We start from the raw sequence: 15,530 nt of genomic DNA, 5'->3' as shown, positions 1-15,530 counted from the left end.
ACAATCAGAAATGAGTTCAATCGCACTTTAAACCTGCCGCTTTTGCCGTCGGATACTTGACGGGAACAAATGTGACGCCAAACTTTTCTTTCTCACACTTGACAATATGCACTAACTCCGGTCGAAAATTTTTGCGATCGCCCTTGTCATCAAACTGAATAGTTCCGGTTGCTCCTGTGGCCCTAAAAGTCGGACTCGCAATAGTTTTCTGCATCCCTTCGCGACTGGGTTGCGGTTGTTTTTCTATTGCTGTAATTAGCGTCACAGTTGCATCGTAGGTTAAAGCACTGCGGTGGTTGACGTTTCCTCCCCAAAGCTTTCGAGCATTTTCGGCAAATGTGGGGTTGGGGTTGGGAGCAGCTAAGGGATGCCAAGAGGATGATGTCACCAGTTTCTCAAAAGACGGTAACTGGGAGGCAGTTTCTAACGTTTTCTGGCTGTAGATTCCCCCGGTTCCCACTACCCAATTGCGATCGCCATTGGCTTTAATTAGTGCCATCGCATTTTTGACTGCATCCGGGACATGACTCGTACTTAAGACGAGCGCTGTTTTCCCGGATCGCTCGATTTCTTGTAATGCTAGTTCAACGTTAAAATTTTTCTTACACAAATTGAATTCAGTGATGCTTAAAATATTTCCTCCTGTTTTTCTAAACTGTTTTCTGAATTCTTCCCACAATGAAGAAGTAGCTTGAATCTCAGGACAGTAGAAACCCGCCGCTTTTTTGGAACCTGCCTTTTCAATCAGATAGTTCTTGAAGTTTTCAGCAGTAATTTGATGTCTGGGGACTGTGCGAAAGAAAAATTTACGACGTTGTTCTGTTAATTGTTCCGTTGTACTCCCAGGCGAAATTAAAACTAAGTGATTTTCGTCATAAGTATCGACTGCATACACAGTCATCTCGCTAGTATAGTGACCGACGACCCCCAAAATCTCGGTTTGCTTGACGAGTGAAGAGGCCCTAGCTTTTGCCTCTGTTTTCAGATTGGCATCGTCAGCGATAATGACTCTTATACCCTTGCCCTTAATGTCTTTACCTGCTAAAAAATCTTGACCGGGAAAGTCGTTATTGCGATCGGAATTAAAGAGTCCTAGGTTGACTTCTGTTTGAGCCTGGGCAATGCCGCGCAACATTTCTCTAGCCAAATCCGAATTGACAGTACCTCCTTCACTGTTGCTAATGGGAACGGCAATTGCCAGGGTGTAGTAATCAGCTTTTTTTGCCTTCAAAAGGGCATTATTCATGTAAATTAAAGTTTCTGGGTCTTTGCGTTCTTCTTCGTTCCACGATTGTTTTAATAAACTAAAAGCTGATTGATAATTTGAATCCAAAAAGTCATTAACTCCCCTTTGTTTAAATCTAGAAGCAGATGTTTTGATGAGGATTTCCTCGCCGCAACTCACAGCATCTCCCTGGATTAAAGGACAAGTTTGAGGTGTGAAAATTTTGTGTATTAAAAATGGTGCTAGCCCGAGGCATCCTGCGATCGCCGCGAACAGGCCGATTCTCCATCGATCGGGCGGTGGTGGCCCTGGTGGCGCTGGTGGTAACGATTCCCTACGGGATAGCTTCGCTTCACGCAAATCCTGCAACACTTCAGCAACAGATTGATAGCGATCGTTAAAGTGGTAGCGCACCATCTTATTTAAAACTTTTTCCAGCTTGTCGCTAATTTGTACCATCGGGCGATCGTCACTTGAGTAGTGCCAGACGAGTTCCCCAGTTTTTTTATCATGAAAAAAGTCTTCAATGTCTAACCCTGCGATCGCTTGAATGCCGATGATTCCCACAGCATAGATATCGCTGTTAAATCTGGGCTGATTTTTCCACTGTTCGGCTGGCATATAACCGTCTGTACCGATGACGCGAGTTTGAGTTATTTGACCGTTCTCGATCGCCAAAGTGCCGATCGCTTTTACCGCCCCAAAGTCAATTAACACAATTTTGCCGTCAAGCTTGCGCCGGATTAAGTTTGACGGTTTCAGATCGCGGTGAATAATACCTTGAGAGTGGACGCAATCTAAAACTGACAAAATATCTTGCAATAAATCAATAACTTCTGACTCCTGAAACTGCCTGAGAGATGCGAGTTCTTTGTTGAGCGGATTTCCTTCGATGTATTCTTGAATTAAGTAAAATTTTCCCTGTTCAAGAAAGCTATCGATTAACTTGGGAATCTGCGGACACTTATCGAGATACTTCAGGGTTTTAGCTTCTTTTTCAAATTGCTGTTGTGCTTCCTGCAACAGCCGTTCATCGTTAGATTCAGGAGGCGGAATTTCCTTGACGACGCACAGGGGATTTTCGGGGTTGCCCAAAGCGTCGTTAGCCGTATAGGTTTTAGCAAACCCTCCCTCACCTAATTTAGCGATAATTCGGTAGCGATCGCGCAGAATATCCCCTGGCTTTAGGCACATAGATTCTCCGATTCCCCGACTCGATCGGTTAGTTAATATTGATTTTGCCGCATATTTGGGTACTGTCTATGAATATTTGGGCGAAATCAAGACTTGCGTTGCCAATTTTATGAAATTGGCTCTTTTGTCTACTTTTTGCAACATATATTTACAAATATGACTTTTATCAACTCAAGGTTATGAATTAGACCTCTTGCAAAAATAGCTGGGACGGGCTCTGGAGCCCGTCCCACAAAAAGTTTTTTCTCTTGTGGGATGGGATCTCCGGCCCGTCCGAAAATTTGATCGAAAGGACTTTTGCAAGAAGTCTATTGTATGACATAAATCCAATGAATATATAAATTGACTTTCTAAGTTGCTTATTTAATCATATTGACATCCGACGATATTTTACGGAGAGAATATTCTATGGTTTTACAAACAGATCGATCGGGAGTACCCCGCTTAGTTGGCGACAATACATCGGAATCAGTTGATTTATTCCTCCTTAATTCCAAATTCGGAGGTGTCACTAACTTCCCTTCGGGAGTGTGGATGCTCGGAGGTGAGGATACAGTCATCGGCTCAACAATCGGCGATTGGGTTTTTGGCAATGACGGGGAAGATTTTCTAATCGGAGATCCTGGCAACGATTCTTGATTTGGGGAAAAGGAAAAGACGGACTGTATGGAGATGAGGGAAATGACTGTCTCAGCGGCGGTCAAGATGCAGATGAACTTTTGGGTGATGCAGGAAATGATGTTTTATTGGGAGGTAGAGGCAATGACGTTTTATTCGGCGACGATGGCAATAACACTTTGATAGGAGGTTTGGGTCGAGACTTTTTAGTCGGCGCAAATGAGCAGAGTTTTGGCTCAGTTGAAATCAGTGAAAGCAACTTATACGTCATCCAAGCTGAACCAAGAGTTACTGATATAAATAATGCCGATTACATTGTAGGTTTCACACTCGGTGCAGATCGGATTGGATTAGCAAATGGTTTGACTGCCGATGATATAGTTTTGGAAAACTTGGCCTCCAGCAAAAGCTTAAATCGAAGATTGGACAGAGGAATAGTAATCTGCAACCAGCGGTACAACAATACTAATTATCGATCGCTAGCTGCTGTTTCCAATTTCTCCCCAATTCTCGGTTCCGTACCGTTCAACAGCCGCTGAATATTGCTGCGATGTCGGACAATTACAAACACGCCGCCCGCAATTCCAAACAATACATAAGCTAGCGGCTGATGTAAAGCAAACATCAATCCAGCAACGCTAATTGCCCCGATAATCGAACTCAAAGAGACAATTCGCGATACCGCAAACACGATTCCAAAAATTCCGAAAGTTCCCACACCAACAGGCCAGTACAAACCGAGCAAAACTCCCAAACTCGTAGCCACAGATTTACCGCCTGTAAACCCCAGCCAGATTGATTTGCTGTGGCCCAAAACAGCAGAGAAACCCGCCCAAGTTGCCATCCAAGGGATGACAGTTGCAGTATTTTCTAAACCTGCGGCGGTTGCTAGCTGCTGGGTAAAATTGAGCGAGTAAATGTAGCGGATTAGGACGATCGCACTTACCCCCTTCAACACGTCAACCAGCAACACTCCCAACCCCGGCCACTTCCCCAACGTCCTCAGTACGTTAGTCGCACCAGTCGAACCCGAACCAACCTCTCGAATATCAATTCCTAGCATCCATTTCCCCAAGGCGTACCCAGTCGGAATCGATCCCAGCAGATAAGCTGCTATTAGCAATGCGCCATTTAAAATTATCCAGCTAGCCATTTTTTAATTTGAAATTTGTTGTACAGGAGAAGGAAGTTCGGCAACGGATTCGCAAGGGCGGATGGAATAAGGAAGAAGCAATTCCGGTTCAATTTCACCTGGATGTTATTCAGTCCCCGCCGGCGGACTTTGTTTGTATAGCAGGGAATTTTATTCGCCCGGAATTGCTCAAAATTCTTTAGCCGTTGTCAAACTTTGCGGGTCAGAAGCAAAAGCCAGCCACATCGGAAATTGCAGCATTGACAAACTAATTAAATCCTCAGTTTCATCAATGACAATTAGCGGCAATTTGCCATCTTTCACCAGTCGATCGGCTTTTTGAGCCAAAGCTTCCGCAGACTCAAACAAAATAATCCCCCGTTCAGGGCCAAAATCGCTGCGAGTAATGCCCAAACAGTCCTGCAAACCCCGTCGCCACTCTCCCAAACGTTCGGGACTGTTGGCGAGCACCAAAGTCCGCACCCGTGCACCGTAGACGCTTCTGAGTACAGAAATAATTGTCGAAGTAATCAAGATATTTTGCAAGCGCGAACCCATAGTCCGCAAAGCACCTCTTCCTCCTTGAGTGAAAAACCAGTTAGAAACTCGTTCTGCGTGGATGGGTTCAAAAGTGCGGCGGAGTTGCCAAGGCGGGCCGTAGTAGTCGGGGAGAGTGCGATATTGGTCGAGGGTGCGGCGAATTTGTTTGGCTTGTTCTTGAAATCCCTGTTCGGCAAATCGGGGATTTACTGGTGCTGAGGATTGAGACTCCTCAGCAGGAATTTGGTTGGGGGTTTCTTGCACCGGTGGCGTCAAATCTAAGAATTCGGCAGTAGCGGCCAAATCCTGCAAACTGCCGACAAGATAGTCTTTGAAACCCTGGACTCGAATTGCCAAATCTTGAGAGACTCCGGCAAAAGTGGTTCGCATTTCCTTTTGAATTCGATCGCGCCGGCGTTCGAGTTTTTCTACTTCGATTTGCAGCGCTTGTTTGCGCTGATCTAATTGAATCAAGCCGTCTTGTACCAAACGCCCGATCGATGCTTGAGCCTCGCCCAACGCTTCTAAGGCCTTGGCTTTGTCGGCTTCCAAGGCGGCAATTTTTTCAGTCAAATTTTGTTCTTGCTGCTGCAATTGTTTGACTCTCTCTGCCAACTGTTCGGTAACATTTTCCGAGATGCGCGTTACCGTGTCTGCGGTTGCTGGTGGCGGGGAGTCGCTTGGAGGATCGATTTGAGCGATGGGACTTTCTGATTCGCGATCGTCGGTATTGGGCTCCATTTGGGCGAGTGCGCCTGCTTCGTTCACGAATTCGGCGATTTCGGCATCTGCCTCGCCCAGCGGCGGGTCTGTTTCGCCCGGGAGTTGGGCGGCGGACTCCTGAAGCTCGATCGACAAATCCCGTGTTTGAGATGGAAATTGGTACTCCGTCTGATTCACGGGTAAATTGACTTCGCCGTCAGCGGTGGGCGCATCTGGTTGTGCTTGCGGTTCTTGAGTTGGAGATTCGTCTGAATTCATGGGAAATTTGGTTCGGCGTAGGGCACAGAAAAGTTAAAAATTTAAAATTAACAACTTTTTTAGTCTTGACGGGGACAGCGCTGTTCTAAGCAGGTCTGTAGCATTTTACGATCGAATAGAATCGGGAAAGAGTGAATGCTGTTAATTTCTTTGAAGTAAAACCAAATCGGCACAGCGGGCCACAATATCCGCCAATTTTGCCATTCTCGGTAAGGAAAGCGGCGGATTAATTTGGACATTCGATAAATGTCCAAATCGGTTGGGGTAAATTGCAGGCGGAGGGTGGCGGCTTGGTACATCAGAAACAAGCCGAACAGCGAAACCGACAAACTCGCCCACTTCTGCACGAACAGCAGCGGTACGGCGGCCAGTACCAAAACTACGGGAAGCGCATAACTCGGAGCGAGTTCGATCGTATTTGTCGGCGCAGTCGAATCAGCAGTTGTAGTCACAGGCTTAAGTCAAACGAATTTTGGCAATAATTTATATTTTACCGTTTCCTAGCTTACCAAGTGCGCCGTAAAGTCCCTGGTTTCAAGCATGGGGATATATAGCAATCCTCGCATCATTTGTGAATTTCTTACTCCCGGACCGCGGCTTCGGGGAGGGTTGGGGTGGGGTAAAAAATTTACGACTCCTGCAAGGATTGCTACATCACAGACCTTTGAGTACGCTAGAGCCGGTCCCCTGAAACATCAGCCAAGTCATGAAAAAGTTAAAGATAAAAATAGCCAGCAAAGCTGTCACCACTGCGGTGGTAGTCGATTGACCGACGCCTTTTGCCCCGCCTGTGGTGGTCAAACCCCAGCTAGTGCCGATTACAGCAATCAAACCACCGAACACAAAAGCCTTAATTGCCGCGCTGCAAATATCCCACAGACTCAGGAAATTGCGGACTGATTCTAAAAACACGTTTTGAGAGATGCCGTACATCGTCGTAGCAATCAGCAGTCCGCCGATGATGCCGGTGACGAGACACATGATGGTTAAAATTGGCAGCATCAAACAGCAAGCCAGGACGCGGGGAATGACTAAATAGTCGATCGGGTCTGTTCTGAGCATCAGCAGGGCATCTATTTGTTCTGTTACCTGCATCGTGCCGATTTCCGCCGCAAAAGCCGAACCTACCCGTCCCGTTACGATCACGGCTGTTAAGACGGGGCCGAGTTCGCGAGCCAAAGACAAAGCCAAAACGCCGCCGACGACATTGCCGGCACCGAGGTTAATAAACTCCCTGGCTACCTGAATAGTAAATACCATGCCGACAAAACCCGCAGTCAGCAAGGCAATCAGCAGAGATTCCGGACCGACTGCTGCCATTTGGTCGAGGGTGTTGCGGCGGTGAATTTTGCCCTTCAGCAAGTGCAGCATGACTTGGCCGCCCAATAAAATTGCTGCCAGCAACCGCTGACTCCACAAACTGAGGCTCGAAGATGTAGTGGTGCTCAAGAGGATTTCGAGTATAGAACAACTGCCAAAAATGAAATCTATGTACAAATCTTAAACAAGTTTTTTCTATAACATTTAAGATTTCTGACAGAATCGGCCGCTGACGGCGATCGCTGCCTATCGTAGAAAAGGACAAGTTTTGTTTGCTTGTACCTTTCGGCAGTTTAGCTGAATTTACTGACTCTTATGAGCATTTTTCCCAATTTTCTTCGCTCTGTACTGCTAACCAGCCTGTTGAGCTTTGTCGCCCCCATATTGTTAATCGGCGCGGGATTGACTAGCTTTTCCTTGATCCGTCTTGTGCCTGCTCTCCAAGGGGTCGGTCGTTCTGGAGAAGACCTGATTTTGCAGTTCTTAGCTACTTTCGGCAGCGGATGTCCCCTCCAGGGATTTTTAGTTATCGGTCTAACTTTTGGTTTGGTGGGTGCTTTGTTTGATACCTACGCTTCTTATCAGCATTCGCGGTGGAGTTAATCGAACCTTCGATTTTGGATTTTAGATGGGAATTCCTCGCTCGAATCTAAAATCTAAAATTGCTGGGTTCGGGTTTGATCGGATACCCGCACCTGGGAGGATTTTACAATACCGATCGCGAATGTTCGGAAATGCGATCGGCTTTTTTGCGGAAAACCGACTCCCCCAGTTTTTCAAGCTGGAATATATTAAATACAAGTTGAGTCAAGTGTTTCTCAACTCCTAAAAAATTCAGATAGTCGAGGTATTAGTTATGGCACTTATTCGTTGGGAACCTTTGCGGGAAATGGACTCCTTGCAGCGAGAAATGAATCGGTTGTTTGATAGCTTGACACCGGCAACCGATCGCGCATCTAACGGTCTTGCTTTTGTACCCGCCGCCGAACTCGATGAAACTCCCGAAGCCATCCACCTTAAATTAGAAGTTCCGGGCATGGAAGCTAAGGATTTGGACGTACAAGTAACCGCAGAAGCTGTTGCTATTAGCGGCGAACGCCGTCTGGAAACTAAGAGTGAAGATCGAGGCATGACTCGCTCTGAGTTCCGTTACGGTTCATTCCGCCGAGTGATTCCCTTACCCGCACGGATTCAAAATGACAGCGTAGAAGCTGAGTACAAAAATGGAGTTTTGCACCTGAATTTGCCCAAAGCGGAAGCGGAAAAGAACCGCGTGGTTAAAGTTCAACTCGGCTAATAAATAATTGTTGGTTAATAGCTGATAGATAGGGCGTGCGGTGCGCGCCCTATTTGTTTTGGGAATTGGGAATTTGGAATTGGGAATTGCGAGTTTGAGGAATGATTCTTCCTTATTTCTTCTTCCATCCATCCATTACATCCTCAGAAAGCGAATCAGTTGCCGAACTTCCTTGTTCCGATTCTTCAACCGTGCTAAACTCCCATAAGCAATGGTTAGTGAGGAAACTTACCTGCCGAGTCAGGGAGTTGGAGGAAATGGAATTGCATCTGAGTTTGGAGACTTAACCGGGATGACTCGCCAAGAAGTCGATGATTTTTTGCGCGGATTGGGTGCAGAAATCAGAACTACTAGAGATGGTTATGTTGCATATAAATTTTTTGATAAGTCAAAAGTAACGATCCGTCCTAACGGTGAAGTTATTAGAACGCCTGCACCGAAATATTGCTCAGATGGAAGAAATATCAACAAAGGTTTGCGTCTCGATAGAGATGGTAATTTATTGCTGACTAAAGACGAATTGGGTAATTTAATTCCAGGGACTCACAATACGGGAGAAAAATTAAATGAGTGATTGGAAGGATGACTATAACTTGCTTGGATTGGGTGGTTTTACATCTTTAATCACAAATGTCAACGTATCTTTATGGGGAAACGAAGTATTAATTGAATGCGTCTACAATCCAGAAGAAAGATTACCTTATATGCTGGTATTCAAAGACTGTCGCGATATCAGTTGGACTGTACACGATGAAGAGGCTGTTGGCGAACTGGAAGCTGAATTCTTCGGAATTTCTTTGGGGGAGCCGGAACACCGCAAGCCGGCGGTGATTACTACAGACATTTTTGAAATTTCAATTTTTTACGGCAGTTTTAGCATTCACAAGGCAAAAAACCTAAATGCTGAAGTAGCAGATTTAGAAACAGAGAATTGGGGTATCACAACAATCGACAGCAGTATTGTACCAATTGTAAACCCCGGCGCGGTTAAATTGCCAAGGCGTTAGTAATATTATATCGGGTAAAATAACTATTACAGGACTTAGGCACTCCGACTCCTCGAAACTGGGTTTTTTACCTAATCTGCGGGTTTTAACTAAGTATTTTCGTAAACAACCCGGTTTCTGGGCCCATATGTAAGTCCTATATTATTAGGTTTGTAGTGAGGACTGAAGTCCTCATCAAAAATCTGAGGAGTGAAGTCCTCACTACAAAAGAATTACCAATTTTTCAAAAAAGACAGTAGGTATTGTTGCCCGTCTCAGTTTACGATACTTAATAGAACTTTTTTCCCAGATGAGGTAAAACACAATGCCTGATATTGTTGATATTGCCGTAGGTGCGGGTTCGTTCCAAACCCTCGTAACTGCCGTGCAAGTAGCTAATTTAGTAGACGCGCTCAAAAGTCCGGGCCCTTTTACTGTCTTTGCACCCAATGACGATGCTTTTGCGAAATTGCCGCCGGGAACAGTCACAACCCTAGTGCAGAACGTTCCCCAATTGACCAGGATTTTGATGTTTCACGTTGTTTCTGGCAAGTTTATGAAAGCTGATTTGGCAAAACTCGGTTTTGTTACTTCCTTGGAAGGTTCGCCGATTAAAATTGATTGTTCTGACGGTTTTGAGGTTAAAAATGCTACAGTTGTCGCTGCGGATATCGAAGCTGATAACGGCGTCATCCATGTAATCGATAACGTGCTTTTAATGGGGTAGTTTCACCATCCCTAGATTTTCAATTTTCGATTGACTCTACAGATGAATTTGAGGGTTTGAACTTTGGTCTAAAACTTTTTGATTTTAACCACGAAAGTCTGGAGCTTGCATCTGTCTTTGGGTGTAAGGTCAAGTCGGGCAATGGGAGCGAAAGCTTGCATAGAGCACTGTCTCTTTGCTCCCGATCGCGCCCTTTTTTTTAGCGGTTGAAGGTAATATCAATATAAACAAAGTAGTCTTTTGGCCGCATATGCCGCAGATATTTTCAAATCATTGTTTACAAAAGTTTGAAAATCAATAATTATAATATAAGCAAACCAGTGTGGTGAGCACTATGCAAATCCTAGCCGCCAGCCTCAAAGCAAAAGTCCGCGAGCGTACCTTGGAACTGCAAGTTCTCAACGAACTTACTGCGAAAGTACAACTCGCCGCTGACGCTGATGAAATTTGGTCAGCGTGTCTGGCACATCTCGATCGCCTGATTCCTGGCGCGGCGATCGCAATTTTAACGCCACCGGACGATCGAATATACCTGCAACAGTTACAGCCTTTAACTGCTCGCGTCAGAGCCGAAATTGAAAGGCGCTTGCAAGCTGCTCGCGCGGAATGGCTCGCCGGTAATCGGGACTGGGCGCACAACATCGCTCCGCCACCAATTGCTCAGTTTCAGTCGGTCTTGATGGCACCAGCCAACCCGGATGAAAGTGAAGAATTGTTGGGAGTATTTTTTATAGGTGCAGAGCAGACAAATGCTTTTAATTTGGAACACCTTTGTTTGCTTCACACTGTCGCTCAAGTTTGTGCCAAAGCATTAATTTATTTAGCAGCTAAAAGGGCATCTGTCAAGAAAAAATATCAAAATTATTTGGCTCGGGATGCGGAAAGTCAAGAACTCTTGTTGCGGGCTTTAATCGAAGGTATGCCGGACAGAGTTTTTGCAAAAGATAGAAATTTTAGATACATTTTTGTAAATCAAAGTTTTGCGAAATATTTGGGGAAAAATATTGAAGAAATTATCGGCAAAGATGATATTGAATTAGGGTTGTCAGCCGAATTAGTATTCGGGGATCGCAACGGCGGGGTTGGGGGCATCCGCGAGGAAGATCGAGCTGTGCTGGCGGGGGAGATGGTTCGCAATCCCTACCAGGCGATCGCCTTTGAAGGTGGCAAACAGCACATATTTGACACGCAAAAACTGCCGCTGCGCGATGCCGAGGGCAATATATTTGCTGTTTTGGGTTTTTCTCGGGAGATTTCTCCATTGCAGGTCACAGATGAAGCCAGAAATCAAAGCCAAGCCAAACTGCAAAAAATTACTGCTAGCGTACCCGGTACGGTATATCAAATTGACTTGCATCTAAACGGCTCGATGGCCTTCTCGTTTGTGAGCGCCGGCTGCCGAGAATTGTATGAAATAGAACCAGAGGCTGCTCAGCAGGATATTAATGTAATTGTTGACATGATTCATCCCGAAGATCGAGATGATTTTCTGAACTCGGTGAGGATTTCTGCTGAAAGTTTGCAGCCTTGGCGGTGGGAAGGAAAAATTGTCACTCCGTCGGGAAAACTTAAATGGGTTCAAGGAGCTTCTCAGCCAGAATTGCAAGCATCGGGGAAGATAGTTTACTACGGCTTATTCACGGATATTAGCGCCCGGAAACAAGCTGAATTGAAGCTGCAACTTTATCAACAAATATTTTTGAAATCCAACGATGCGATCGCGATCTTAGACCCCCAAGGCTATTACTTAGAAACAAATCAAGCTCACACAGCTTTGCTGGGCTACAGTTCGTCGAAATTGTGGGGGAAAACCCCTGCAACTGGGATGGGAGAACAGGCATTTGCGTCGGTACTGCAAAGCTTGGCAGAAACAGGGAGTTACCGAGGCGAAATGACCTGTATTAAGGCTTCGCAAGAGAAAACAGTTGAGGTGGAGCTTTCGGCTTTTGCGGTTCTCAATGATGCTGGGGATGTAGTTTGTTACGTAATCGTCAAAAGAGACATCACCGAACGCAAGCGAGCTGAGGAAAAACTCAAACTTTACCGAGAAATATTTTTAAACTCCAACGATGCGATCGTCATTATCGATGCTGACGGGTTTTTCCTAGAACAAAATCTTGCTCACCAAACGCTTCTAGAATACACAGACGCGGAATTAGAAGCAGAAGCTTCGCCGCTGGTTGGGGGGGAGCAATTTTCGACAATTGCCAAAAGTTTAGCGAAAACAGGAAGTTTTCGGGGCGAAATTACTAACTGCACTAAAAAAGGCCAGACGCTGACGATCGACGTTGCGGCATACTCTGTGATTAACAACGCCAACGATGTAATTTGTCACGTCTGCGTCAAGCGCGACATTACCGAACGCAAAAAAGGAGAAGAAGAACGGCAAAAATTTGTGTCGCTGATTGAAAACAGCAGCGATTTTATCGGTATGGCTACCCTAAAAGGCAAAACGCTGTTTGTCAACGAAGCCGGACGAAAACTGGTGGGTGTAGAGAATCTTTCGGCAGTGCTTTATGCCGAAATCTGGGAGTATATCGGCCCAACTTTTCAACAAAAATTCACTCAAGAGATTTTGCCAACAATTATCAGTCAGGGCCAGTGGCAAGGCGAAGGTCAAATGCAGCACTTGGTCACCGGACAACCCATTGATGTTGTGATGAATGCTTTTCTGGTCAAGCACCCTCAAACCACCGAGCCGCTGTGCTTTGCTGCGGTAATTCGCGATGTCACCGAACGCAAGCAAGCTGAGAGAATGCTGCGGGAACAAGCAGAACAAGAACGGCTGGTTTCGGCGATCGCCCAGCGAGTCCGCCAGTCTCTCAACCTGACTCAAACTCTGAGCACTGCCGTACAAGAAGTGCGGCAGTTGCTGGCAACTGACCGCACGGTAATTTATCGTTTTGATTCCGAGGAAACAGCGGTCGTGGTTGTGGAATCTGTAGGGGATGATTGGATGCCGCTGCTGGGCAGAAAAGTCCAAAGAACATCCTTTGGGGAAAGTTATGTATGGCTGTACAGTGCAGAAACAATTCAAGCAATGGCAGATATTTATACGGCCAATTTGAGCGAGGAACACCGAGATTTACTTGCTAGTTTGCAGGTAAGGGCTAATGTAGTTGTACCAATTTTTATAGGTGATGAAAGTCAGGAGTTGGCAACAGAATATTCGCCGGAAACTCAAATTGGCTCGCCGGGAAGGAGTTTGGAAACGAGTCAAAATCGGTTGTGGGGATTGCTGATTGCTCACCAGTGCAGGGCTCCGCGCGCTTGGACTGATTCTGAGGTCGATTTGCTGGGAAGGTTGAGCGTGCAGTTGGCGATCGCCATTCAGCAATCTACTCTTTTTGAACAAGCGCAGCAGGCCCGAGAAGCAGCCTTAGAAGCCTCTCGAATGAAGTCGCTATTTTTAGCAAATATGAGTCACGAAATCCGTACTCCGATGAATGGAGTGATGGGAATGACTGATTTGCTGCTGAAAACGAATCTTACTCCCGAACAGCTTGACTTTGTACAGACGCTGAAACTCAGCGGTCAAAATTTACTCTCCATCATTAACGATATTCTGGATCTCTCCAAACTGGAAGCAGGAGAAATGCGCTTAGAAACGATCGAATTTAACCTCAGTATCTGTCTGGATGAAGTGCTGGATTTGTTGGCAAGTCCCGCACAAGCAAAAGGTATAGAAGTCGTGGCACTGATTGACAGCGACGTGCCGCTGCAAATTAAAGGCGATGCAGCGCGGTTGCGGCAAATACTCACTAATTTGATCAACAATGCTATTAAGTTTACAGAAGCAGGAGAAGTGGTAATTGAGGTTTCTACTGCTTGTAGTCCAGAGTTATTGGCAGCCAGCGACGACCAGAAAAAATTAGAGAATATCGAGACGTTAAAAGTCGAAAAAACTGGCTCAATATTCCTGATTTTTAAAGTGACAGATACAGGAATCGGGATTGCTCCAGAAGACAAAAAAAAGCTGTTTCAATCTTTTACGCAAGTAGATGCTTCTACGACCAGAAAATACGGTGGCACAGGATTGGGTCTGGCTATTTCTAAGGAGTTGGTGGAGTTAATGGGGGGGGAAATAGGTGTGGAAAGTACCCCTGGCAAAGGCTCGACTTTTTGGTTTACTGTGCCGACAGTTAAGGAAAATTTAACAGCGCTAGGGACAGCGTGCAAAGTGAATTTGGAAACGGTGCTCGCGGGGCGAAAAATGTTAGTTGCCAGCGACAAGCCGACAGTGCGAAAATTGCTAGTGAGAATGGCTGTTTTGTGGGGAATGGAGGTTGAGGAGGTTGAGAACGGTTGGATGGCGATCGCATCTCTGTACAAAGCTGTCAGCCTTAATTCCCCTTACGATATCATTTTGGTTGATATTCAGTTGCCGGAAATGGTGGCGGGAAGTCTCGAACGCTTGAGAGTTTCTGAGCTGGCAATGCAGCAAACAAAGTGGGTGGTTCTGACTTCAATAACTCAGGTTGCAGAGGCGAAACGCTTGGTAAATAGCGGTTTTAGCGGCTATTTAACTAAACCTGTTAAGGCTCACCGGCTGTTTGATTGCTTGGCCAATGCGATCGCCCCGAATACGCCGATCGATCGGCCGCTGGCAAATCCAACTTCCAATCGATCCTCAGCTATTGACAACCGGGAGTTAGCAAGTTTAAAGATTTTGTTAGTTGAAGATACTCCAATCAATCAAAAAGTTGGTCTGAATCAACTCAGAGTTTTGGGATGCGCGGCGGATGTCGCGAATAACGGCGCAGAGGCCCTGTCTATGATTGCTCTGAAAAAGTATGACATTGTGTTGATGGACTGTCAGATGCCGGTTTTGGACGGTTACGAAGCAACGCGGGAATTGCGCCGCCGGGAAGCGGCAGATGCTGCTGGCAAGATGAAGCCGCATCAAAAGACGGTGGTGATTGCGATGACGGCGAATGCTTTGAAGGGCGATCGGGAAAAGTGTCTGGCGGCGGGCATGGACGATTATATTAGCAAACCTATTTCGATTGAAAAGTTAAAATCGGTACTAGAAAATTGGTCGGTCAAGCTAAAAATTAAAACTTCCAATTTTAATGGTGAGGAACTTAAAAACTCTGAGCCACCAGATATCGAATCGGTAGTCGATATGGCACGTTTGCACGAAATTTCGGGCGCTGATTTGCAGTTTGAGCGGGAAATACTGCAAGCTTTTGTGGTGGATACAGGTAGTTATTTAGAAGCTGCTAAGGGGGCGATCGCCTCGGGAGATGTGGAGACACTGGCCCGCCGCGCTCATCAAATTAAAGGTGTCAGCGCTACGGCGGCGGTGCGGTTAATGCCCGAGATGGCAGATCGGCTTCAAAGTCTGGCCGAATCAAATGATTTGGAGGGGGCTACAAAAATCATCGCTGAATTAGAAATAATTCTGGCGGGGGTTGAAAAGTTGGTCGCTATTGAGTAATCAATTTTCTTTTGAACCGGGTTCGAGAGCCCGATCCCGCACAGCTTATGGCAGTCCCCGCGATCGCTCG

Annotated in this window: 14 protein-coding genes; 9 read left to right on the top strand and 5 right to left on the bottom strand. The window is 45.9% G+C overall.

Annotated features, from left to right (window positions below; translation table 11 throughout):
• Positions 1 to 16: 16 nt before the first annotated feature.
• Positions 17 to 2,419 carry a protein kinase domain-containing protein gene (locus QUA80_RS24740; RefSeq protein ID WP_333427657.1) on the bottom strand — a complete coding sequence of 801 codons (2,403 nt, stop codon included), beginning with the start codon at positions 2,417 to 2,419 and terminating at the stop codon, positions 17 to 19.
• 408 nt (positions 2,420 to 2,827) lie between these two features.
• On the opposite strand from QUA80_RS24740, the gene QUA80_RS24735 reads away from it, so the two are divergent.
• Together QUA80_RS24735 and QUA80_RS24730 are read left to right on the top strand one after the other, a co-directional pair.
• Positions 2,828 to 3,058 carry a hypothetical protein gene (locus QUA80_RS24735; protein WP_333427656.1) on the top strand — a complete coding sequence of 77 codons (231 nt, stop codon included), beginning with the start codon at positions 2,828 to 2,830 and terminating at the stop codon, positions 3,056 to 3,058.
• A complete protein-coding gene (locus QUA80_RS24730) occupies positions 3,055 to 3,576 on the top strand; it encodes a hypothetical protein (protein ID WP_333427655.1) in 522 nt (173 codons plus the stop codon). Before QUA80_RS24735 ends, QUA80_RS24730 begins: the two co-directional genes overlap by 4 nt.
• Here QUA80_RS24730 and plsY read toward each other — a convergent pair.
• Complete coding sequence (plsY, locus tag QUA80_RS24725; protein ID WP_333427654.1) at positions 3,507 to 4,190, bottom strand: glycerol-3-phosphate 1-O-acyltransferase PlsY; 684 nt, start codon at positions 4,188 to 4,190, stop codon at positions 3,507 to 3,509. The genes QUA80_RS24730 and plsY overlap by 70 nt on opposite strands.
• Positions 4,191 to 4,198: 8 nt before the next feature.
• On the opposite strand from plsY, the gene QUA80_RS24720 reads away from it, so the two are divergent.
• Complete coding sequence (locus QUA80_RS24720; RefSeq protein ID WP_333427653.1) at positions 4,199 to 4,372, top strand: hypothetical protein; 174 nt, start codon at positions 4,199 to 4,201, stop codon at positions 4,370 to 4,372.
• On the opposite strand, the gene QUA80_RS24715 is transcribed toward QUA80_RS24720, so the two are convergent.
• The 3 genes from QUA80_RS24715 to QUA80_RS24705 all read right to left on the bottom strand — a co-directional run bounded on the left by QUA80_RS24715 (position 4,359) and on the right by QUA80_RS24705 (position 7,139).
• Complete coding sequence (locus QUA80_RS24715; RefSeq protein WP_333427652.1) at positions 4,359 to 5,690, bottom strand: DUF3086 domain-containing protein; 1,332 nt, start codon at positions 5,688 to 5,690, stop codon at positions 4,359 to 4,361. The genes QUA80_RS24720 and QUA80_RS24715 overlap by 14 nt on opposite strands.
• A 59-nt stretch (positions 5,691 to 5,749) precedes the next feature.
• Positions 5,750 to 6,142 carry a DUF3119 family protein gene (locus QUA80_RS24710; protein ID WP_333427651.1) on the bottom strand — a complete coding sequence of 131 codons (393 nt, stop codon included), beginning with the start codon at positions 6,140 to 6,142 and terminating at the stop codon, positions 5,750 to 5,752.
• A gap of 202 nt (positions 6,143 to 6,344) precedes the next feature.
• Positions 6,345 to 7,139 (bottom strand): MlaE family lipid ABC transporter permease subunit, encoded by a 795-nt coding sequence (locus QUA80_RS24705; RefSeq protein ID WP_333427650.1) that lies wholly within the window; start codon positions 7,137 to 7,139, stop codon positions 6,345 to 6,347.
• A 186-nt stretch (positions 7,140 to 7,325) separates the two neighbouring features.
• Between QUA80_RS24705 and QUA80_RS24700 the strand changes: the two genes are divergently transcribed.
• From QUA80_RS24700 to QUA80_RS24675, 6 genes are all read left to right on the top strand, one after another.
• A complete protein-coding gene (locus QUA80_RS24700) occupies positions 7,326 to 7,613 on the top strand; it encodes a hypothetical protein (RefSeq protein WP_333240055.1) in 288 nt (95 codons plus the stop codon).
• Positions 7,614 to 7,866: 253 nt separating this feature from the next.
• On the top strand, positions 7,867 to 8,307 hold the full coding sequence (locus QUA80_RS24695) for an Hsp20/alpha crystallin family protein (RefSeq protein ID WP_333427649.1): 441 nt from the start codon (positions 7,867 to 7,869) through the stop codon (positions 8,305 to 8,307).
• Positions 8,308 to 8,518: 211 nt separating this feature from the next.
• Complete coding sequence (locus QUA80_RS24690; protein WP_333427648.1) at positions 8,519 to 8,881, top strand: hypothetical protein; 363 nt, start codon at positions 8,519 to 8,521, stop codon at positions 8,879 to 8,881.
• Positions 8,874 to 9,314: a hypothetical protein gene (locus tag QUA80_RS24685; protein WP_333427647.1), complete on the top strand. Its 441-nt coding sequence runs from the start codon at positions 8,874 to 8,876 to the stop codon at positions 9,312 to 9,314. The genes QUA80_RS24690 and QUA80_RS24685 overlap by 8 nt, the downstream gene beginning before the upstream one ends.
• A gap of 304 nt (positions 9,315 to 9,618) precedes the next feature.
• A complete protein-coding gene (locus QUA80_RS24680; protein WP_333427646.1) occupies positions 9,619 to 10,020 on the top strand; it encodes a fasciclin domain-containing protein in 402 nt (133 codons plus the stop codon).
• Positions 10,021 to 10,354: 334 nt separating this feature from the next.
• A complete protein-coding gene (locus tag QUA80_RS24675; protein WP_333427645.1) occupies positions 10,355 to 15,460 on the top strand; it encodes a PAS domain S-box protein in 5,106 nt (1,701 codons plus the stop codon).
• The last annotated feature ends 70 nt before the right edge of the window (positions 15,461 to 15,530 follow it).

Source organism: Microcoleus sp. F4-D5 (assembly GCF_036704885.1).
GTDB lineage: Bacteria > Cyanobacteriota > Cyanobacteriia > Cyanobacteriales > Microcoleaceae > Microcoleus.
The sequence above is the reverse complement of the archived record's forward strand: the minus strand, read 5'-3'. Positions and strand labels throughout refer to the sequence as shown.